This is a genomic window from Bradyrhizobium murdochi (genome assembly GCF_000472965.1).
Lineage (GTDB): Bacteria > Pseudomonadota > Alphaproteobacteria > Rhizobiales > Xanthobacteraceae > Bradyrhizobium > Bradyrhizobium murdochi.
In genome coordinates, this window is the sequence record NZ_AXAU01000008.1 from 1 (window position 1) to 19,893 (window position 19,893).

At 63.0% G+C, this 19,893-nt stretch carries 17 protein-coding genes; 6 read left to right on the plus strand and 11 right to left on the minus strand.

Annotated features, from left to right (window positions below; all coding sequences use genetic code 11):
• Window positions 1-435: 435 nt before the first annotated feature.
• Window positions 436-1,104: a Dph6-related ATP pyrophosphatase gene (locus YUO_RS0116485; protein ID WP_028348263.1), complete on the minus strand. Its 669-nt coding sequence runs from the start codon at window positions 1,102-1,104 to the stop codon at window positions 436-438.
• Entirely contained in the window at window positions 1,104-2,501 is a 1,398-nt protein-coding gene (locus YUO_RS0116490; RefSeq protein ID WP_028348264.1) for a flavin monoamine oxidase family protein, read from the minus strand. Before YUO_RS0116490 ends, YUO_RS0116485 begins: the two co-directional genes overlap by 1 nt.
• A gap of 189 nt (window positions 2,502-2,690) precedes the next feature.
• On the opposite strand from YUO_RS0116490, the gene YUO_RS0116495 reads away from it, so the two are divergent.
• Entirely contained in the window at window positions 2,691-3,668 is a 978-nt protein-coding gene (locus YUO_RS0116495) for a YiiX/YebB-like N1pC/P60 family cysteine hydrolase (protein ID WP_028348265.1), read from the plus strand.
• A 138-nt stretch (window positions 3,669-3,806) separates the two neighbouring features.
• On the opposite strand, the gene YUO_RS0116500 is transcribed toward YUO_RS0116495, so the two are convergent.
• Complete coding sequence (locus YUO_RS0116500; protein WP_430649545.1) at window positions 3,807-5,789, minus strand: TonB-dependent receptor; 1,983 nt, start codon at window positions 5,787-5,789, stop codon at window positions 3,807-3,809.
• A 351-nt stretch (window positions 5,790-6,140) separates the two neighbouring features.
• Between YUO_RS0116500 and nikR the strand changes: the two genes are divergently transcribed.
• Window positions 6,141-6,587, plus strand: a complete 447-nt coding sequence (gene nikR, locus YUO_RS0116505; RefSeq protein WP_028348267.1) for a nickel-responsive transcriptional regulator NikR — start codon at window positions 6,141-6,143, stop codon at window positions 6,585-6,587.
• A 61-nt stretch (window positions 6,588-6,648) separates the two neighbouring features.
• On the opposite strand, the gene YUO_RS0116510 is transcribed toward nikR, so the two are convergent.
• Window positions 6,649-6,924 carry a metal-sensitive transcriptional regulator gene (locus tag YUO_RS0116510; protein ID WP_028348268.1) on the minus strand — a complete coding sequence of 92 codons (276 nt, stop codon included), beginning with the start codon at window positions 6,922-6,924 and terminating at the stop codon, window positions 6,649-6,651.
• A gap of 50 nt (window positions 6,925-6,974) precedes the next feature.
• Between YUO_RS0116510 and YUO_RS0116515 the strand changes: the two genes are divergently transcribed.
• Together YUO_RS0116515 and YUO_RS0116520 are read left to right on the plus strand one after the other, a co-directional pair.
• The gene (locus YUO_RS0116515; protein WP_028348269.1) at window positions 6,975-9,371 is read left to right on the plus strand and encodes a heavy metal translocating P-type ATPase; all 2,397 of its coding nucleotides are present in this window, start codon (window positions 6,975-6,977) and stop codon (window positions 9,369-9,371) included.
• Between the two features lie 218 nt (window positions 9,372-9,589).
• Entirely contained in the window at window positions 9,590-10,342 is a 753-nt protein-coding gene (locus tag YUO_RS0116520) for a sulfate transporter family protein (protein WP_028348270.1), read from the plus strand.
• Window positions 10,343-10,469: 127 nt separating this feature from the next.
• Here the strand turns inward: YUO_RS0116520 and nth are convergent, their stop codons facing one another.
• Window positions 10,470-11,222, minus strand: a complete 753-nt coding sequence (nth, locus tag YUO_RS0116525) for an endonuclease III (protein WP_028348271.1) — start codon at window positions 11,220-11,222, stop codon at window positions 10,470-10,472.
• 23 nt (window positions 11,223-11,245) lie between these two features.
• On the opposite strand from nth, the gene YUO_RS0116530 reads away from it, so the two are divergent.
• A complete protein-coding gene (locus tag YUO_RS0116530; RefSeq protein WP_028348272.1) occupies window positions 11,246-11,767 on the plus strand; it encodes a DUF2244 domain-containing protein in 522 nt (173 codons plus the stop codon).
• A 56-nt stretch (window positions 11,768-11,823) separates the two neighbouring features.
• Window positions 11,824-12,720: a methylated-DNA--[protein]-cysteine S-methyltransferase gene (locus YUO_RS0116535; protein ID WP_028348273.1), complete on the plus strand. Its 897-nt coding sequence runs from the start codon at window positions 11,824-11,826 to the stop codon at window positions 12,718-12,720.
• A 111-nt stretch (window positions 12,721-12,831) separates the two neighbouring features.
• Here the strand turns inward: YUO_RS0116535 and YUO_RS0116540 are convergent, their stop codons facing one another.
• From YUO_RS0116540 to YUO_RS0116565, 6 genes are all read right to left on the minus strand, one after another.
• Window positions 12,832-13,455 (minus strand): 2,3-bisphosphoglycerate-dependent phosphoglycerate mutase, encoded by a 624-nt coding sequence (locus YUO_RS0116540; RefSeq protein WP_028348274.1) that lies wholly within the window; start codon window positions 13,453-13,455, stop codon window positions 12,832-12,834.
• A 23-nt stretch (window positions 13,456-13,478) separates the two neighbouring features.
• On the minus strand, window positions 13,479-14,294 hold the full coding sequence (dapB, locus tag YUO_RS0116545) for a 4-hydroxy-tetrahydrodipicolinate reductase (protein ID WP_028348275.1): 816 nt from the start codon (window positions 14,292-14,294) through the stop codon (window positions 13,479-13,481).
• Window positions 14,295-14,502: 208 nt separating this feature from the next.
• Window positions 14,503-15,414 (minus strand): M23 family metallopeptidase, encoded by a 912-nt coding sequence (locus YUO_RS0116550; RefSeq protein ID WP_347335934.1) that lies wholly within the window; start codon window positions 15,412-15,414, stop codon window positions 14,503-14,505.
• Window positions 15,415-15,528: 114 nt separating this feature from the next.
• The gene (locus YUO_RS0116555) at window positions 15,529-16,602 is read right to left on the minus strand and encodes a helix-turn-helix transcriptional regulator (protein ID WP_035726937.1); all 1,074 of its coding nucleotides are present in this window, start codon (window positions 16,600-16,602) and stop codon (window positions 15,529-15,531) included.
• 182 nt (window positions 16,603-16,784) lie between these two features.
• The gene (locus tag YUO_RS0116560; RefSeq protein WP_235782739.1) at window positions 16,785-18,032 is read right to left on the minus strand and encodes an HlyD family type I secretion periplasmic adaptor subunit; all 1,248 of its coding nucleotides are present in this window, start codon (window positions 18,030-18,032) and stop codon (window positions 16,785-16,787) included.
• Between the two features lie 68 nt (window positions 18,033-18,100).
• Entirely contained in the window at window positions 18,101-19,861 is a 1,761-nt protein-coding gene (locus tag YUO_RS0116565) for a type I secretion system permease/ATPase (RefSeq protein WP_051379481.1), read from the minus strand.
• Between the last annotated feature and the right edge of the window lie 32 nt (window positions 19,862-19,893).

Sequence of the window (19,893 nt, forward strand, 5' to 3'; positions counted from 1 at the left end):
CGACCTGCAACTGCTCGCAGTTGCCATCGATTGCCACGTCGAGCTTCCGTTTGCCGGTATCGATCCCGGCACAGATTGTGGTACGCTTGGCCATCTTCGTCGACCCTCCCTTGTGATGCGAACCTAAAGTTCGTTCAACCATCCGGGTCCCGATGAAGTGCCGACTGCGATCTTGCTACGTAAGACAGCCCTCTAGGCTTCGGTGGGCATCGATCCGATCAATCGGCGGCCCAGCCCGGGTGGCCACCCAGGCTGGGCCATTCCTCACGGAACGATGCCAGTTTAATCCTTCGCGCTAATACAAGGGTGGGCAAAGGCGCACTTGCGCCGTGCCCACCGTCACACGCGCCGTTTTGTGTCATGGTGGGCACGCTTCCGCCTTCGCTCGTTGAGCTACGGCGGACAAGTCGCTTTGCCCACCCTACGATTCCGGCGCTAGCCGATCACCAGATCGCAATACGCATAACCGTCGCGCTCGACGCGCTCGCCTGATGTTACCGCCACGCGCCCTGAAAACATCGGCCCTGCCACGACACAGGTATGAAACTCGCCGTTCTCGCCGCAGGGATCGATGCCCTCCGGCAGATCGGCGAGCAGCGTTGCGTCGAATTTGCGGCCGGCAAATTCCGCCGGCAGCTTCTTCAGATCGACGGTCGCGATATGGGCTTCCAGCCCGCTTGCGATCATCGCTCGCGCGAGCTCCGGCGTTGGCCGCTCCCAGAGCGGAAACACCGGCGTAATTCCGGTGCCTGCCAGCTTCTGTTCGCGATAGGCGCGTATGTCGGCCAGGAAGAGGTCGCCGAAGATCATATGCGTGATGCCATCGGCAACCGCTTGCGCGACCGCGTCACCCATTCGCGCTTCATAAATCTCGTTCGGACAGGGATAGGGAATTGGCACGATCCGCTGCGGCAGGCCGGCGGCCTCGCATTGCGCCTGCAAGATCTCCTGCCGTACGCCGTGGATCGAGACACGGCCGAACGTCTCGGTCACCGTGGTCAGCGCGCCGACCACCTCGAATTCTCCCGCGCGCAGCACTTCATGCAGCGCAAAGGCTGAATCCTTGCCGCTCGACCAGGAGATCAGTGCTTTGGGACGGGCCATCAGTTGCTTGGAGACGGTGCGCGCCGCCGCTGCTTCGCCGGCCGCGCCTCCGGTTCGGGGTCCTTCAACGCACCGATCCGCCGCAGTGCCGCGTCCGCCGCGCGTTCGCCACTCTCCCATGCGCCGTCGATCGTTCCCCACAGTGTTTCATGGGTCGCTTCGCCGGCGAGATACATGCAGCCGATCGGATCGGTCAGAACCTTTCGTGACGACTGCCCGCCAGGACTGGCCGCTGACATCGCGCCGAGTGTGAACGGCGCGGCGTTCCAGCGCGTCGCGCTCGATTTCGTCACCGCGGCGGCCGCCTCGCTGCCGTACAGCTTCGTCAGCCATTCCACCGCAAACGCCACCATGGCTTTCTCGCCCTGCGCGGAAAGATCGCGGCCAAACGAGCCGCCGACATCGAGGGTGCAGAGCGACGAGCCGCCGATATTGGCTGATATCAGCGCCGTCTTGGTAGAGTTGCTCTGCTCGATGATGACGTCGTCACGGGCGATGCCGAGCGGATTGCCCGTCATCTGCAGCGCGATCCGGTCGTAGCTGCCGAGACTGAGCTTCGAAGCCGCGTCGAGCATGCGCTTCGGGAGGTCGGGCGCGAATTTGATATTGCCCGCCGCCAGCACGTTGCTCGACACTGTGACGACGGCAGCGCGGGCGACGATCTTTCCGGCAGGTGTTTCCACCATGACGTCGCGGTTGCTCCAGACGATGCGATTGGCGGGTGTCGACAGCGCAACCGGCACCTGCTCGCCAAGTTTTGCGATCAGCGTGCCCAGTCCCTGGCGGCAGCCGATCGCGATGTTGCGATCCTGCGCGCGCGACTTGTCGCCGACCGAGACGTCGTTCAGATCCTTGCCGGAGAAGCCGGCCCCCAGCACGAATTCCGCCGTGCCCGCCCAAGCGCCGAGGTCCTTCGGCAGCACGGAGGCGCAGGAAACATCGAACCGCCGCGCGGCGTCGTCGATGGCGCGGTTGGTACGAACCAGCGCTGCCAGAAACTCTTCGGTCTCGCCGGCACGGGCATTGCGGCGGCCGATGCGGATCTTCTGGCCCGATGGCGCGCTCGTGATCTCGAGCCCGGCCGCCCGCGCCAGCTTGATCATCGGATTGCTCTCGGGATTGTGCATCCAGCGCGCGCCGCGGTCGAACGGTACGTCGAAAGTCGAAACGTCGGTCTGGCAGCGACCGCCGATCTGGCTTGCCGCCTCCACCACGATCACCCTGCGGTTCGCCGCCATGATCCGCCGCGCCGCAGCAATGCCGGCCGCGCCAGCGCCGATCACCACGATGTCGGCGTCCCGCGGCAAGGGCGCGGCCCCCACACGTGCACCGAAAAGGCCCGGAACAGCCGCCAGGCCTGCAGACGCCGACAAAAAGGTGCGGCGGGTCAATGTCATGTCATGGTTTCCGGGACCTGAAGGACGCGAGAACAGCTAGCGAACTGTGCAGCATCTCACGTGACGCAGCAACACTCATGGTAAATCAATCATGATTGACCGGCATCCCGCATGAACTAAATTGAAACGGCTTGCGACCATGATAAGGAAACAAAAAAAGCGGAAGAAAAGCCGCTCTGGGGGAGTTTCATGGGCGTAATGCTCGACACCATCGGCCAATTGATCGCGGGCTACCTGCAGAAGGAAGTCCCGGGCTATGAGCCGTTCACGCCCAGCGACCCCGAACATCTGCGCGGCGTCATCGAGCCCGGCGATGTGCTGCTGGTCGAAGGCAACAACCGGATCTCCGGCATCATCAAATACCTCACGCAGTCGACCTGGTCGCATGGCGCGCTCTATGTCGGTCCGGTTGACGGCGCCACTGAGCCCGACGGCGAGCCGCATGTGCTGATCGAGGCCAATATCGGCGAGGGCGTTACCTCGGCGCCGCTGTCGAAATATTTTCCCTATCACACCCGCATTTGCCGCCCGGTCGGCCTGTCCTACGAGGACCGCACCACGGTGTGCCGCTACGCCATCAACCGGATCGGCTTCGGCTACGACACCAAGAACATCGTCGATTTGATGCGCTATCTGATCCCGTTGCCGATACCGCAGCGATGGCGGCGGCGCATGATCGCGTTCGGCTCCGGCGATCCCACCAAGATCATCTGCTCGGCGCTGATCGCGCAAGCCTTCGACGCCGTGCGCTATCCGATCCTGCCCAAGATTACCCGCGCCGCCTCGCGAAAGGCCCGGCGCGAAATCCTGCATATCCGCGATTCCTCGCTCTACATGCCGCGCGATTTCGACATCTCGCCCTATTTCGAAGTCGTCAAACCCACCATCGTGCACGGCTTCGACTACACGGCCCTGCACTGGGCCGACAAACAGAAGCCGCTCCCGGAGGTAGCGGGCCAATTCGGTGTGTTTCCAGAGGTCAAGTCGCCGCCGCTTGTTCCTGAAGAGACTGACGAAACGACGCCGCTTCCGGCTGCGGCTCAAGAAGTGACTGTTGCGACGATGGTCGAACGCGTCACCGTGTCGGAACATTATCTCGCCGTCGAATATGTCCCGGTCCGCCCGCCGGAGCGCCGCATGAAGCCGCGGATATCGGAGACGGTGTAGGGACGAATCGTAGGGTGGGCAAAGCGACTTGTCCGCCATAGCTCAAACGAGCGAAGGTGGAAGCGTGCCCACCATTTAAAGCGACACTCCGGATGGATGGTGGGCACGGTGCAAGAGCGCCATTGCCCACCTTGCAATCTAAAATCTTCCCGCCAGCGTCAGTCGCACCGCCAACGGCTCCGCCGGATGCACGTGACGATCCGCCACACCGTCGATCGGCTCGCCCGGCAATCGCGACAGGTAGTAGTACTCGATCTGGTTGGTCTTCGCGTTGAAGAGATTGAGCACGTCGAGCTGCAGCCGCAGGCCATTGTCGAATTTGTAGCCCGCGCGCGCATTGAAGATCAGCGATGATTGCGAGCGGACGCTGTCGTCCTCGATCAGCGGACGTGGGCCGAAGTAGCGTCCCCGCAGCGCGCCGAACCAGCCGGCCTCGCCACCGAACGTCACGCCGCCGCTCGCGACCCATGCCGGCGCGCCCGGGATGAAGTTGCCGGCCGGATCGAAGTCGGTGAAGCGGGCGCGGGTGTAGGCAACATCGAAGTCGAGCCGCATCCACGGCAACATCTGATATTGGTTGGTCCATTCCACGCCGACGCGCCGGCTGGGCCGGCTCGGCTCAGTAGTGCCGGCATCGCCGACAAACAGCAGCTCGGAATCGAAATCCAGCACGAACACCGCAAGCGAGCTGGTAAGGCCTTCAATCGCTTTGCTGCGGATGCCGATCTCGCCGCCCTTCGATCGCACCAGCAGCGGCACGCGATCCTGCGGCGTCACTTTGTCGATCGGATCGACGGTGATGGTCGCGCCTCTGATATCGTTGGAGTGCAGGCCGTAGCCCGCATTGCCGTAGAACTCGGTTCGATACCATGGTCCCAGCACAAACCCGGCCTTGGGGCTCGCCATCGACGCCTGCGCGTTGCCGGAATTTTGCGGCGTATCGCTCAGCACCCTTCCCGCAAAATAATCCTCGCGGATGCCGACCGTGGTGCGCAGCCAGTCGGTCCAGCGCGCCGTCGTGTCGGCCCAAAGGCCAACACTACCTTCCCTCACGCTGTCTTCCCGAATGGTCGAAAGCGTCTCGCGCTGCAATGTCTTGAACAGGCCGACGCGGATATCGTCGCCCCGCGTCTGCAGTCCGACGCGGGTCTGCGTTTCGATCCCGCCCACGCGTATATCGAAGGCGTGGCTGGCGTTAAAGCCATAGACCGTGCGCCGGTCCATCTGGCTGAACTGATCGCCAATGACGGGATCGTCGAGAAAATAGGTGAAGTTGTTGTAGAGCCGCAGCGACGAGTTGATCACATAGGCGTTGACCTTGCTCTGCCCGTATTCGCTCGACTGCGCCCAGTTGCTCGACAGCGAAAATCGGCTCGAGACGCCGCCATCGGTCGGATCGAGCGTTCCGAACCGGCCGATCAAGCCCTGGTCGATCGCACGCTGCGCCACCTGATCGGTCGAAGTCCAGCCGTTGGAATAGGCCATCGCCGACAGCGTAAAGCCATCGGTCGCGGTGCCCTGGCTGTAGCGCAACACGCCATTAAGCTTGCGCACATTGTCGGGCACGTCCCATGGACCATTATGTGCGACGCCCTCGAAGGCGCTGAGCAAGGCGCCCGCCCCGACCGCCGTCGACGCCGCCGCCAGCGCGCGGCGGTAGCCAAAACTGCCGAACGTCAGCTCGGTGATGTGCTTCGGCAGCCGGTTGACATAGTCGATGGCGACAGCGCCTGCGGACGCGAAGTCGCCTTGGTCGGCGAAGTACGGTCCCTTGCGGACACTGACGGACTGCACCAGCTCCGGAATCAGAAAATTGATATCGGCATAGCCCTGGCCGTGACCATGGCCCGGCATGTTGACCGGCATGCCATCGACGCTGATGGCGAGATCGGTGCCGTGGTCGAGATTGAAGCCGCGCAGAAAATACTGGTTGGCTTTGCCCTCGCCGGAATGCTGGGTGACGATCAGCCCCGGCACCACCTCCAGCGCCTCACCGACGCGCGAAAAAGGCCGGGCGTTCACCTCTGTGCCGCTGATCGTCATGGCGCTGGCTGCGGCCGGTTGCAGGTATGCCGGCCCCGCCGTCGCGGAGCCGGACGTCACGCCGCCGCCGACGGGCATCAGAACAGGTGCGCTCGGCTGAACGGCGGAGGAATTTCGGGCGGCTTGGTGAGCGCGCGGCAGCCTGGCCCGGTTGCGCGGCCGCGCTTCGGGAGGCGTTATGGTCACGGCGGGAAGCCGGTCGGCCTCTGCGGCGCTCTGCGCGTTCGTCGGCGACACCATCGCGAGCAGTGATGCGGCGGCGGAAAATGCCCCCCAAGCAGATCGACGCAACGCTCATGCCCCTGCATGATGACTGCTACAATCGGCGTGCGACCGCATCAGTTCGACTTAACCCGGCGCATCACGCTAGCAGGCACAGTATGATGATACAACAGGAATATCATACTGGAGCCAGAACGGAATTTTTCCATGCAACGGATTACGATCACGATCGAAGACGAGCTGCTTGCCGAGATCGACGCGGCGGCGGAAGCCCGCGGCTACCAGAACCGCTCCGAGATCATCCGCGATCTCGCCCGCGCTGGCCTGCAGCAAAGCGCCGAGAACGCCACGCCGTCTGGCCAATGCGTCGCCGCACTGGTCTACGTTTACGATCATGCCGCGCGCGATCTCTCAAAACGGCTGATACAGAATTTTCACGGCCACCACGATCTGTCGCTGGCGACGCTGCATGTGCATCTCGACGACGATAGCTGCATGGAGGTGACGGCGCTCAAGGGCGCAAGCGGCGAGGTCCGGCATCTCGCCGACCACATCATCGCCGAGCGCGGCGTGCGTTACGGACGCGTGGTGATGATACCGATTCCTTCGGACAAAAAGCCGCGGGCGCGCAGGCACACGCACCGGCACGCTTGACGCTGATCTGGATCAAGGAAGCGATAATCGCCGACCATCTCACGAGACCATTGCCGCGATGCTACCGATCCGAGCGCCCGATCACGGCCATCAGTTCTGCGATCTTTTCGCGCTGGTCGGCCTTGTTACCGCTCGTGATGGCGTGCTCGACGCAGTGCGCCACGTGATCCCGCAATACCTCCTCCTCGACACGCCGCAGCGCGGCCCGGACGGCGGAGATCTGGGTGACGATGTCGATGCAGTAACGATCCTCATCAACCATTCGTGACAGGCCGCGGACCTGGCCCTCGATCCGGCTGAGACGTTTCTGACAGGATGCCTTGATGTCTTTTCGCATGCGGCCTATATACCCCTACAGGGTATAGGTTTCAAGTGCCGGAGATGATGATGAACAACAATGAAAACGCCGATCGAAACGGCGCTTCGAAGGGCGCCTGCTGCGGCGGGCATGGCCACGCCAGTCACAGCCACCACGGCCATCAAGCCGCCGATACGGCAACCGTGCGCGATCCCGTCTGCGGCATGACCGTCGACCCCGCGACCAGCAAGCACCGCTTCGACCATCACGGCGAGACCTTTCATTTCTGCTCGGCCAGCTGCCGCACCAAATTCGCCGCCGATCCGATCGCTTATCTCGAGAAGGACAAGGCACCGAAGGCCGCCGTGCCGGAGGGCGCGATCTACACCTGCCCGATGCACCCCGAGATCCGCCAGGTCGGTCCTGGAAGCTGCCCGATCTGCGGCATGGCACTGGAGCCGGAGGTAGCAAGCCTCGATGCGCCGCCTAATCCGGAACTCGCCGACATGACGCGCCGCTTCTGGATCGGCCTCGTGCTCGCGCTGCCGGCCGTCGTTCTGGAGATGGGCGGCCATCTCGTCGGCGGCCATGGCTGGGTCGACCAGACGCGGTTGAACTGGATCCAGCTAGCGTTCGCCACCCCGGTCGTGCTCTGGGCCGGCTGGCCGTTCTTCGTGCGCGGCTGGCAGTCGCTGGTGACGCGCCATCTCAATATGTTCACGCTGATCGCGATGGGCACCGGCGTAGCCTATGTCTACAGCGTGATCGGCACCGTTGCGCCCGGCATCTTCCCGGCCACCTTCCGCGACCATGGCGGTGCGGTCGCGATCTATTTCGAAGCGGCGGCGGTTATCACCGTGCTCGTGCTGCTGGGCCAGGTGCTCGAACTCCGCGCCCGCGAAGCGACGTCAGGCGCGATCAAGGCGTTGCTGCAGCTAGCGCCGAAGACCGCGCGCCGCATCGGCGACGACGGCGCGGATCATGAGGTCGAGATCGACGCGTTGGCGGTGGGCGACAAACTGCGGGTCCGACCGGGCGAGAAGGTGCCGGTCGACGGCATCATCCTCGAAGGCCGTTCCTCGCTCGACGAAGCGCTGGTGACGGGCGAATCCATGCCGGTCACCAAGGAGCCCGGCAGCAAGGTCATCGCCGGCACGCTCAACCAGTCCGGCGGCTTCATCATGCGCGCCGACAAAGTTGGCCGCGATACGCTGCTGTCCCAGATCGTGAAAATGGTGGCGGATGCGCAGCGCTCCCGTGCGCCGATCCAGCGGCTGGCCGATCAGGTTTCCGGCTGGTTCGTGCCTGTCGTCATCGCCGTGGCGCTGATCGCATTCGGCGCCTGGGCCTGGTTCGGACCGGAGCCGCGCATGGCATTTGGCCTGGTCGCCGCCGTCAGCGTCCTCATCATCGCCTGTCCCTGCGCGCTCGGCCTCGCCACGCCGATGTCGATCATGGTCGGCGTCGGCCACGGCGCCCAAGCCGGCGTTCTGATCAAGAACGCCGAGGCGCTGGAGCGCATGGAGAAGGTCGACACGCTGGTTGTCGACAAGACGGGCACGCTGACCGAGGGCAAGCCGAAGGTAGTCACCATCGTGACGGCCGCGGGATTTGAAGAGGCAGAAAATCTGCGGCTGGCGGCGAGCGTCGAGCGAGCCAGCGAACACCCGCTGGCCGACGCCATCGTGCGGGCGGCCAAAGAGCGCAATCTCGATCTCGGCAAGGTGGACCAGTTCGACTCGCCGACCGGCAAGGGCGCCACCGGCAATGTCGACGGCAAGACCATCGTGCTCGGCAATGCGAACTTCCTGCAGTCCGTCGGCATCGACGCCAGCGCGTTGAACGATGAGGGCGAACGTCTGCGCGGTGACGGCGCGACGGTAATCAACATGGCGGTTGATGGCAAACTCGCGGGATTGTTCGCCATCGCCGACCCCGTGAAGGCATCGACACCTGACGCTTTGAAGGCACTGGCGGCGGATGGCATCAAGGTAATCATGTTGACCGGCGACAACAAAACAACAGCGAACGCCGTCGCACGCAGCCTTGGTATCGCCGAGGTCGAAGCGGAAGTGCTGCCCGATCAGAAGAGCGCGGTGGTCGCAAAACTGCAGAAGGCCGGCAAGGTCGTTGCGATGGCCGGCGACGGCGTCAACGACGCGCCGGCGCTCGCCGCAGCGGAAGTCGGCATTGCGATGGGCACGGGAACAGATGTTGCGATGGAAAGCGCCGGCGTCACGTTGCTGAAGGGCGATCTCGGCGGCATCGTCCGCGCCCGCCGACTGTCGCAGGGCACGATGCGCAACATCAGGCAGAACCTGTTCTTCGCCTTCATCTACAACGCCGCCGGCATCCCGATCGCCGCCGGCATTCTCTATCCGGCGTTCGGGCTATTGCTGTCACCGATCATCGCGGCGGCAGCGATGGCGCTATCGTCGGTCAGCGTCGTCGGCAACGCGCTGCGATTGCGGCTGACGCGGCTGTAGGAGACGCTCCGGACGACGATAGGGCAAAGTGCGACACTCTCACCGCACGAACGGTGAGCTGGGAGGGACGGGGAGAGGGGTTCTCTCCACGCGCACGGACTACGATCGAGCAGCCCAGCGCCATCGAGATCGCGGCGTTCACCACTGGCAGGCTCTTGCCGAAGCCCTTGCGGCTATCTACCTCTCGCGAGGGCTTTTTCATAAGAGGCAGAACCGCCATGTTGGACGCCGCCGTCAAGGCGCTTTCGCAGATCCTGTCGCCGCCGATGCGCACCATCCTGTGGCGCTCGATCGGGCTCGCGCTGGTGCTGATTACGGTGCTGGCCGTCGGCTTGCAGCGCGCATTGAGCTGGTTCGCTGAGTACGGCGAAGTCTGGGCCGAGGCGATGCTCGGCCCGGGCTTCCACACCTCGCTCAATATCCTTTCCTGGATCATCTCGGTCGCGGCCGGCCTTGGCGTCGTGCTCGGCGGGATCTTCCTGATGCCGGCGGTCACTTCACTGGTTGCGAGCGTGTTCGTCGATGACGTCGCCGAGCATGTCGAGCGCGAGCACTATCCGGCCGAGCGTCCCGGCGACGCGCTGCCGCTCGGCATCGCCATTCCGGAGGGCATCAAGACGGCGCTGCTCACCATTCTGGTTTACCTGATTGCGCTGCCCTTCGTGCTGTTCGCAGGCGCGGGTTTTCTCATTTTCTTCATCGCCACCGCCTGGCTGTTGGGGCGCGAGTATTTCGAACTCGCCGCGATGCGCTTTCGCCCGCCGGAGGAAGCCAAGGCGATGCGCAGGGACCACGCCGCGACCGTGTTCACCGCGGGCCTCTTCATCGCGGCGTTTGTGTCGATCCCGATCGTCAATCTGGCGACGCCGCTGTTCGGCATGGCCTTCATGGTCCACATGCACAAGCGGTTATCGGGCCCGCGGCCGGAGTTGATCGAGCCCGCGCGCAAGCCAGGCATGCCGGTGGTGTAACCCCTCATGGTGAGGAGCGCGTCTTCGCGCGTCTCGAACCATGAGGCCCGCGGCCCATCCTTCGAGACGCGACCTAACGGCCCTCCTCAGGATGAGGAAGAGCAAGCGGGCCGAGGTAAGAAAAATCTCACACCGTCTTTTCCGGCCACCGGCACAGATCGTTGATCAAGCACACCTCGCAGCGCGGCTTGCGGGCGAGGCATGTATAGCGCCCGTGCAGGATCAACCAGTGATGGGCGTGCCGCATGAATTCCGGCGGGATCACCTTTTCCAGCCCTAGCTCCACCTCGAGCGGCGTATTGCCGGACGCGAGCCCGGTGCGATTGCCGACGCGGAACACATGGGTATCGACCGCCATGGTGTGTTCGCCATAGGCCATGTTGAGCACGACGTTGGCGGTCTTGCGCCCGGCGCCGGGCAGCGATTCGATTTCAGCGCGGGTGCGCGGCACCTCGCCGCCGAACTCATCAATCAGCTTTTGCGATAGCGCGATGACGTTTTTCGCCTTGTTGCGATAGAGCCCAATGGTCCTGATGTAGTCGCGCACCTTGTCTTCGCCGAGCGCCAGCATCTTCTCCGGCGTGTCGGCCACTGCGAACAGTGCGCGCGTCGCCTTGTTGACGCCGGCGTCGGTCGCCTGCGCCGACAGCACCACCGCCACCAGCAGCGTGTAGGGATTGAGATGTTCGAGCTCGCCCTTCGGCTCCGGATTGGCCTTGCGAAATCGGCTGAAAGCCTCGTGGATCTCGGCCTGTGTCCAGGGTTTCGGCTTCGGCGATTTCTTCGGCTTGGGTACCGCTTTGGCGCCCCTCTTCGGAGGCTTCTTCGGCACGGACGGAACATTGGTCTTGGCGCCGGAAGCGCGGATGATTTTGGCCATGATCGGGGATATACTGATACGCGATGACCGCAAGCAACGACTTTGATCCGACGCTTGATCAGCCGACGCTGTTTTCGGCGCGGGTGACGCCGCATCGTTCGCTGAACCGCACCGGCTTTTTGGTGCTGATGATTTTCATCGGCGGCGTGAGCTTTGTCGCCGGCATCGCATTTATGCTGATGGGCGCCTGGCCAGTGGTCGGCTTTTTCGGCCTTGATGTGCTGGTGATTTACTGGGCGTTCCGGGTCAATTTTCGCAGTGCTGATGCCACCGAGGACATCATGGTGACGCCAACGGAGTTGCGTGTCCGGCGTATCAGCCATCGCGGCCATCTGATGGAATGGTCGTGCAATCCGCTCTGGGTGCAACTAGAGCAGACCGGCGACCCGGAATTCGGCATCGAGCGGCTTTACCTGGTCTCCCGCGGCCACCGGGTGTCGATCGGCCAAGTCCTGGGACCCGACGAAAAAGCCAGCTTTGCCAAAGCCTTATTGGCCGCACTACAGGTCGCCAAGCGCGGGCCGACCTATAATCCGGTGGTTTGAGGTGCTTATCAGAAATCGGGTGGTTTGGAGGCCGCATGCGCCCTAAATCAGATCCCATGATGATATCAGCCATACATGACCAGCGCCTGGCCAAGCCGGGCCACCAAAGTGCCGCGCTGCGCGACTATGACTCGGTGCGCCGGGCCATCGCGTTCATTTCGGAACAGTGGCGCACGCAGCCGACCATCGAGGCGATGGCGGATGCTGCCGCCGTGACGCCGGACGAACTGCACCATCTATTCCGCCGCTGGGCCGGACTGACGCCGAAGGCGTTTATGCAGGCGCTCACCCTGGACCATGCGAAGGGCTTGTTGCGCGATTCCGCGAGCGTGCTCGATGCCGCGCTCGACTCGGGGCTGTCTGGCCCGGGCCGGCTGCACGATCTCTTCGTCACCCATGAAGCGATGTCGCCGGGCGAATGGAAGAATGGCGGCGCCGGAATGACGCTGAGTTACGGGTTCCATGCTTCGCCATTCGGCACGGCCATCGTGATCGCGAGCGAACGCGGCCTTGCAGGGCTCGCCTTCGCCGATCCCGGCGAGGAGCCGACAGCGTTCGCCGACATGAAGCGGCGCTGGCCGAACGCCACCTATGTCGAGGACCATGACGGCACCGTCGGCCTCGCGCAACGCATCTTCGATACGCGGCTGTGGCGGCCGGACCAGCCGTTGCGCGTGGTGCTGATCGGCACCGATTTCGAGGTGCGGGTGTGGGAGACGCTATTGAAGATCCCGATGGGCCGCGCGGTCTGTTATTCCGACATCGCCACCAAGATCAAAAGCCCGAAAGCCTCGCGCGCGGTCGGCGCCGCGGTCGGCCGCAACCCGGTGTCGTTCGTGGTGCCCTGCCATCGCGCCCTCGGCAAAGGCGGCGCGCTAACCGGCTATCACTGGGGCATCACGCGCAAGCAGGCGATGCTCGGCTGGGAAGCGGGACAGGTAGGATTGCATTGACGTTGCAGGGTGGGCAAAGGCGCTCTTGCGCCGTGCCCACCATCTCTCCCCGATGACGACTGAATGGTGGGCACGGCGCGATCGCGCCTTTGCCCACCCTACGATCTGCGCTCACGCCGCCAGATCGAGCTTCGACGCCACCGTCGAGTCCGCGTTGAGCCGGTAGATCACCGGAGCGCCGGTTGCGAGTTCGCGCTTCAAGATCTGCTCGGGCGTCAACTTCTCCAGCACCATGATCAGCGCGCGCAGCGAGTTGCCGTGGGCGGCGACCAGCGTGCGCTCGCCGCGCAGCACGCCAGGCAGAATCTCCTGCACGTAATACGGCAGCGCGCGCGCCAGCGTATCCTTGAGGCTTTCGCCGCCGGGCGGCGGCACGTCATAGGAGCGACGCCAGATCAAGACCTGCTCCTCGCCCCATTTCTTGCGGGCGTCGTCCTTGTTGAGTCCCGAGAGGTCGCCGTAATCGCGCTCGTTGAGCGCCAGATCGCATTTGGTCGGCAATCCGGTCTGGCCGATCTCGACCAGCGCCAGGTCGAGCGTGCGCTGCGCCCGCTTCAGCACCGAGGTAAAGGCGACATCGAACGTCAGTCCCTGCGCCTTCAGCTTGCGGCCGGCCTCTTTTGCTTCCGATACACCGAGTTCGGAGAGGTCGGGATCCTTCCAGCCGGTGAACAGGTTCTTCAAATTCCAGTCGCTCTGGCCGTGCCGCACGAGCACGAGAAGACGATCGCTCATTCCAAGATTCCGTTTTTCGATGGTTAGAAGTCGGCGAGCCCCAGCACGTCGGTCATCGTGTAGAAGCCGGGCGCCTTGCCCCGCGCCCACAGCGCCGCCTTGATCGCGCCCTGCGCAAACATCGTCCGGTCCTCGGCGCGGTGGGTCAGTTCGATCCGCTCCATCGGACCTGCGAAGATCACGGAGTGATCGCCGGTGACGGTGCCGCCGCGAAGCGAAGCGAAGCCGATATCGCCGGGTCGGCGGGCGCCGGTATGGCCGTCGCGGCCGCGCGCGGAGCGGGCGTGCAGGTCGACGCCGCGACCGGCGGCGGCAGCTTCACCGAGCAGGAAGGCGGTGCCCGAGGGCGCGTCGATCTTGGCCTTGTGGTGCATCTCGAGGATTTCGATGTCAAAACTTTCGTCCAGCGATTGCGCGACACGCTTGACCAGCGCGGCGAGCAGATTGACGCCGAGGCTCATATTGCCGGACTGCACCACCACCGCGCGCGAGGTGACGCTCTTGATGACCGCCATGTCCGACACCGACAGGCCGGTGGTTCCGACGATGTGGACCAGGCCGCGTTCGGCGGCGATCGCGACATTGGCGATGGTGGCGGCGGGCACGGTGAAATCCAGAATGCCATCGGCATTGGCGGACAATGTCCAGAGGTCCGCCGACAGCTCGATGCCATTGGCCGGCAGGCCGGCGAGCACGCCGGCATCCTTGCCCAGAAGTTCCGAGCCCGGCGCTTCCAGCGCCCCGGTCAGCACCGCACCCGGCGTTTCCGAAATGACGCGCACCAGCGCACGGCCCATCCGGCCGCCGGCCCCCGCTACGATCAATCGCATATCGGCCATGGCTTTTACCTCTGCACGCCCTATAGCGGGATGAGGCCGTTCCGGCAACCAACCAGGCGCTTTTGCGGCTCCCGGCGGCCAGGCGATCCGGCCGAGCGGAGCCAAGAGGGCAATCAGGGTGGCGATCCTGCCCTACCCGATCCTGCCGTGCTCGGGATTGTCGGCGTCGTGTCCGCCGACTCAAGCCAGATGCTCCGAAGACTGATCCCTAGAGGGTAAGTTCCAGTTCTCTCTCCAGAACGATCCGACCGTCGCGCTCCACTATATATGTGGCCTTGTAAGTGCCGCGCTCCCAGCCCGTCGCCGGACGCTTTCTGCCGGTAAACAGCATGAATTGCGCCTTGTTGCTTTCAAGTTGCGCGGCTCGATTTTCGGCGATGGCCTTTCCGGTTGGATCCTTGACGACGAGCCGTTGTACGTCGCCCGCCTTCAGGCCAATGACGCGAACGAAAGCGACAATTGCCGCCGCGCTGGCAGACGGCTTTTCCATGCCCGCGCTTCCATCCTCGACAAGCTCCATCGTCACCGGGCCGTTCGCGAAGCCGGCGTTGAGAATGGTTCGCTCCTGATAAGCAAGTTGCGCGTGAAGTGCCGGATGCCACAGCAGTTCGCCGCCCCCGCAGGAGCCGGAAGCGGCACCATATGCGAAGGGATCTACGACCGCTCCCTTATGCCTGACCGTGAAATGCAGATGAGGATATTCGGTCAGCCCCGAGAGACCGACCCGGCCAAGCGGCTGCCCAACTTTAACTGCCTCTCCGGGCTTTACCATGAGGCTGCCGCGAGCCATGTGGCAATATTGGGTCTCCCAATGTTCGGAGTGTTCGATCACAACGCCGTTGCCACATTCGACGTCGCGAACAGCTTCGGGCGCAGACTTGCCAACGGCGCCGTCCGGCGCGCCGTCTCGCGTGCGAAGCACGCGGCCACTTGCCGAAGCCAGCACTTCCACGCCGGCCTTTTGCGACGCCAGCGACGGCAAGCGAAAGTCCGTCCCGTTGTGGCGGTCATACGTCAGGGTGCCGCATTTGTAGTCTCGCGCTGACCCCGACGGATCGACATCGGTGTAATTCTGGATGTAACAGGTCCGGCCAGGTTCGCACGCGATCGGCAGGCCCAATTGAATGCTCTCGGCGATCGCATTGGAAGAAAAGCCCAGTGCCGCCGCGATGGCAAAGGCTCGATAAGAAGTCATACGGCGCATGAAGTCCTCAACCATCGCAAAGCTGGCGCATCAATTCGGGGGCTGCTTATCAGCCGCATCGAGCAACCGGCAATCCGGTGACATCGGCGCGACGGCCTGTTCGCGCCTGCCGGCCCCGAATGGAGACTGCGTGAGATTGTAGAGCAGAAAGAACTCGGCCTGCCGATTAATTCCCAACTTGAGCATGATGCGCTTGGTGTAGGTTCTTACGGTCGCCTCGGTCAACCGAAGGTCGGCGCCGATATCACGTGGACACTGGAATTGAAGAATCCGGGCGATGATTCTCTCTTCGGCCCAGTTCAAGCCGAAGGCGGATGCAATACGGTGTGCCCCCAACACTTCATCGAACTGTGGCACGATGACCAACGCTTTCCCCACGTCGCAATGTGTTGGCGCGGCCCCGATCTTGGCGAAGGCAAACTGCTGACGTTCCGTAGAGAGAGGCACAGTCGTGTTCAGCCAAACCTGACCGGGCCTGGGAATCAGCGCCTCGCGGATTGCCACCCTCAAACGCTCGGTCACCAGTCCGCTGGACCCTGCGAGTCTGCCACCATCCACCCTGAGAAGTTCGCCCTTTGCAGATAGCGCTCGACCACAGCGGTTGACCTCGTGAACATGCAGACCTTCGTCCACGATGAACGCCGGGAATGCCAGGTTCTCCAGCCAAATTTCTGCGCCCGGATGTCGATTGGGTGAACGCTGCACGAGGGAGTGAGCCGTCTCCCAAACTGTACGCACCGCACGCGCGAGACACGGAATTTCGGCTCGAACGAGTGGAGCCTGCCGCCAACCTGCGACAAACACCACGGTCGATCTGTCGCGAGAGGCAAATCTGCCGATGACGGAATGACCGCTTGTTCCTGGCTCGGAGCCGATCAGTCTCCGCACAAACGTGGTGCGTGCGTTGACAGGTTCGAGAAAGGCGCAATCTGCCCCGGCGCCCTTGCGGGCAATTCGGGCGACGGTCATGGTGCACGAGGGATCGATTGCGGCGTGTCCGATCCGGACTTCGTTAAGCTCCGATCCACCGGTCTGGGACATGGCCGCGACGTAGCAACTGTTGCAATCGAAGAGTTCGGCAACAGCCTTGCCGAAATATTCCATCGCACTCCGGTCTGGGCCTTGCTCCGCAGGGCCCTCTATCGGAGGGTCTTCGGCGTACTGAAGAGGCTCGCCGCGCTCAGCGTCATTGAAGCGAAATCCACCCTGCCTGGAGGGTAGCGTTTTGCCATTCTCATGCACGGGCGCCTCCCGCAACAAGATGCCGTCGAACTCATGCCGACGGCTTAGTGCTCCTTAAACGCGCGGTTGATACGCAGTTCCATTGGCTGCAGTAAATATTCCGCAAAGGTTCTTTCTCCCGTCTCGATAAATATCTCAACGGGCATTCCCGGCAGTAACGAAGAGAAATACGAGGCGGTCGGCGCGCTGATATCAAGTTCCAGTTCCGCCATGTAGGACGTGATGCCACTCTTGGCGTCGGTCAGTGCGTCTGCCGCTACAGCAACGACCTTTCCGTCGAGCATCGGCCGACGACGGATGTTCAATGCGTGAACCCGGACGCGCGCAGCCTGTCCGGCATGGACCTCTTCCCGATCGATTGGTTTCAATGCTGCCTCGATGACCAGCCGGTCCTCCGTCGGAACAATTTCGAGGAACGTTTCGCGAGGTGCAAGCACGGCTCTAAGATCCCGGCTGTTGAGGCCCACGATCTTTCCGCTCTCGGGGGCACGCAATTCAGACCGACCAAGTTGATCGCGCAGAGCGGCAATTCGATGTCGGAGATCACCGATCTCCTCGCTCGCCGCATGACGCTGCTTCGCGATTTCCTGATTCTGGTTGAAGCCCAACTGTCGGCGCCTGTCCTCAAGTTCCGCCATTTTGCCTCGCTTCTCCGCAACCGACGCTGCGTTGCGGTCAATCTGTCCGCTCGACTCGGCCTCGGCTCGTTTCAAGGCTAACAGGCGCGGCTTTCGGGCGAGGCCCTTTGTAAGGAGGTAGCTTGTGTCAGCTATCTCCTCTCGTAATAGCGCAAGCTGTTGCTCGACACCCTTGGTGCTGCTTTCGAGGCCTCGGATGGAGTCCGTCAACTGCAGCATCTGCTGATCGATCATTTTGCGTTCATTCTCGATTGCGGCCAGTCGTGCAGCAAACTCGCCCTCCTGGGTTTGCATGGCAATGCGCGCGGACGCATGGCTCGCGCTTCTCTTCAGTTCGTCGGGAAAGGTGATCGATTTCGCGCCGGCCTCTTCCGCCGCCAGCCGCGCCTCCATCGCCAGAACTGCAAAGTATTTCGTCTCAAGCGAGCCGAGGGCTGCTTCGATCTGGGTGGTATCGAGCCGGGCGATCAGTTGGCCGGCCTCGACCTGATCGTTTTCCCTGACGTGAACTGACTTTACTATTCCTCCTTCAAGATGCTGCACTGCCTTGCGCTTCGAATGAACCTTTATGACACCTTGGGCCACAACCGCGCCACGAAGCGGAACCGTCATCGCCCACACGCCGAAGCAGCAAAATTGCAGAACCAGCAGCACGCATCCCCATCCGATAATCCGCCGCATATCGGATCGTGGTCGTTCCTTGCGATCTCGACCTCCTTCCGTCATCGAGCGGTCCTCCCCACGGCCAATCTCTGAGATTCCGTACCTTGCCGGACGCCATGCGGCTTCGCGACAGGGGTGACAGGCAGGCGAAGGACTTCAGCAGGCGATCCGAAAGCGAGCTGCGCGCCATCCCTCAAAAGCAGTACGGCATCTGCGATGGTCAGCAGTTGGGGCCGGTGGGTGACGATCACCAGTGTCGCGCCGCGCGCCTTCGCCCGCTGAATGGCCGAACACAGTGCATGCTCGCCGTCCGGGTCAAGATTGGCATTTGGTTCGTCCAGCAGGATCAGTTTGCGATCCCCGAAAAAGGCACGGGCGAGACCGATCCTCTGGCGCTGACCACCGGAAAGTCTGTTGCCGTCGCGCCCTATCTCGGTCTGATAGCCGGCTGGCAGGGACAGGATCATCTCATGCGCCTGTGCAAGCATGGCCGCGGCAACGATGTCCTCGTCGCGCGCATGTTCGTCAAAGCCGGCGATTGCTTCGGCCACTGTGCCGCCCAGAAGCTGCACCTCCTGAGGAAGATAACCGACAAACTGCCCAAGCTGGTCAGGGTCCCAGTTATTCAGGGCTGCGTCGTCCAACCGGATGGTACCGCCGCTTGGTCGTTCCAGTCCCGCCATCAGGCGCAGCAAGGTCGATTTTCCGGCGCCGGTCGGGCCGATCACGACGATGATCCCGGAAGGTGGGCATTCGAAATCTATGCCTGCGAGTATCGGGCGCGGCGTCGTAGGTGTCCGATATGACACTCGCTCGGCTGCAATTCTGCCGGACGGGGATGGAAGCAGTGTACGTTTCTCGCGAACAAGAACCGGCGCTGCGGCCGTCTGAACTTGCTTCCAGGCCTCGTGCGCGGCAGTAAGGGCGCGCCGCGCCGAGATCAGACCTTCCATCGGCTGCAGCGTACGGGCGATCAGGATCGAACTCGCAATCAGACTGCCCGCCAGCACCTCGCTCTGAAGTACGAGCCAGGCGCCTGCGCCGATCGCGGCAACCTGCAAAGTCGTTCTTACCATGCGCGCCGCGGCTCCGATCGCATAAACGCGCTCGCTGGCTCGAACCACGGGGGACAAGGCCTGGTCGTTGAGGTCCATGAATTCGCGGATGGCACCTCTGGTCCAGCCCATCGCACGCACCAGGGCGGAATGCCGGACAATTCCGTCAAGTGTGATCTGGGTCTTCTGCGCGGCCTGGGACGCCTGCGCGATTTCGCTGCGCGCGATCCAGCGGCTCACGATGCCCATGGTGAGGAGGACCGCCGTTCCGACCAGCGCAATCAGGCCGTACCAGGGGTGCAGAAAGAACAGGATGAAAATAAACGCCGGAAGAAAGGGAGCATCGAGCAGCGATGCGATCGTTGCGCTGGATAGGAACGTCCTCAGCTCGCGCACCTTTGCAAGATCTTGCGCCCTGCTGTCACCCCGATTGGTGACATCAACGATCATGCTTTCAAGCACGATGGGAGCGAGGGAGCGCTCAAATCTAACCGCAAAGCGACTGAGCAGCCGACTGCGCAGGGTGTCGAACGCGGCGCTGAAAACAAGAGCAATTGCGGCGATGATGGTGAGGCCAACAAGGGTTTCAACGCTACCGCTGCTGATGACCCGATCGAACACTTCGATGGCGTAGAAGGGAACGACAAGGAGAAGTATGTTCAATGACACGCTAAAGGCCACGACCCACACGAATGCGGATCGTCCCGGAATCAATCCAAGCAGCGATCGTGCAGCGGACGCTGGGATCTCACGACGCGAATACATGACTGACCGGCACTACTACTGACTGACGTATT

Excerpts from the sequence above, each read along its gene's own strand:
- YUO_RS0116485 (WP_028348263.1), bottom strand. The coding sequence starts at position 1,104 with ATGGCCCGTCCCAAAGCACTGATCTCCTGGTCGAGCGGCAAGGATTCA.
- YUO_RS0116490 (WP_028348264.1), bottom strand. The coding sequence starts at position 2,501 with ATGACATTGACCCGCCGCACCTTTTTGTCGGCGTCTGCAGGCCTGGCG.
- YUO_RS0116495 (WP_028348265.1), top strand. The coding sequence starts at position 2,691 with ATGGGCGTAATGCTCGACACCATCGGCCAATTGATCGCGGGCTACCTG.
- YUO_RS0116500 (WP_430649545.1), bottom strand. The coding sequence starts at position 5,789 with ATGCCCGTCGGCGGCGGCGTGACGTCCGGCTCCGCGACGGCGGGGCCG.
- nikR (WP_028348267.1), top strand. The coding sequence starts at position 6,141 with ATGCAACGGATTACGATCACGATCGAAGACGAGCTGCTTGCCGAGATC.
- YUO_RS0116510 (WP_028348268.1), bottom strand. The coding sequence starts at position 6,924 with ATGCGAAAAGACATCAAGGCATCCTGTCAGAAACGTCTCAGCCGGATC.
- YUO_RS0116515 (WP_028348269.1), top strand. The coding sequence starts at position 6,975 with ATGAACAACAATGAAAACGCCGATCGAAACGGCGCTTCGAAGGGCGCC.
- YUO_RS0116520 (WP_028348270.1), top strand. The coding sequence starts at position 9,590 with ATGTTGGACGCCGCCGTCAAGGCGCTTTCGCAGATCCTGTCGCCGCCG.
- nth (WP_028348271.1), bottom strand. The coding sequence starts at position 11,222 with ATGGCCAAAATCATCCGCGCTTCCGGCGCCAAGACCAATGTTCCGTCC.
- YUO_RS0116530 (WP_028348272.1), top strand. The coding sequence starts at position 11,246 with ATGACCGCAAGCAACGACTTTGATCCGACGCTTGATCAGCCGACGCTG.
- YUO_RS0116535 (WP_028348273.1), top strand. The coding sequence starts at position 11,824 with ATGATGATATCAGCCATACATGACCAGCGCCTGGCCAAGCCGGGCCAC.
- YUO_RS0116540 (WP_028348274.1), bottom strand. The coding sequence starts at position 13,455 with ATGAGCGATCGTCTTCTCGTGCTCGTGCGGCACGGCCAGAGCGACTGG.
- dapB (WP_028348275.1), bottom strand. The coding sequence starts at position 14,294 with ATGGCCGATATGCGATTGATCGTAGCGGGGGCCGGCGGCCGGATGGGC.
- YUO_RS0116555 (WP_035726937.1), bottom strand. The coding sequence starts at position 16,602 with ATGGAATATTTCGGCAAGGCTGTTGCCGAACTCTTCGATTGCAACAGT.
- YUO_RS0116565 (WP_051379481.1), bottom strand. The coding sequence starts at position 19,861 with ATGTATTCGCGTCGTGAGATCCCAGCGTCCGCTGCACGATCGCTGCTT.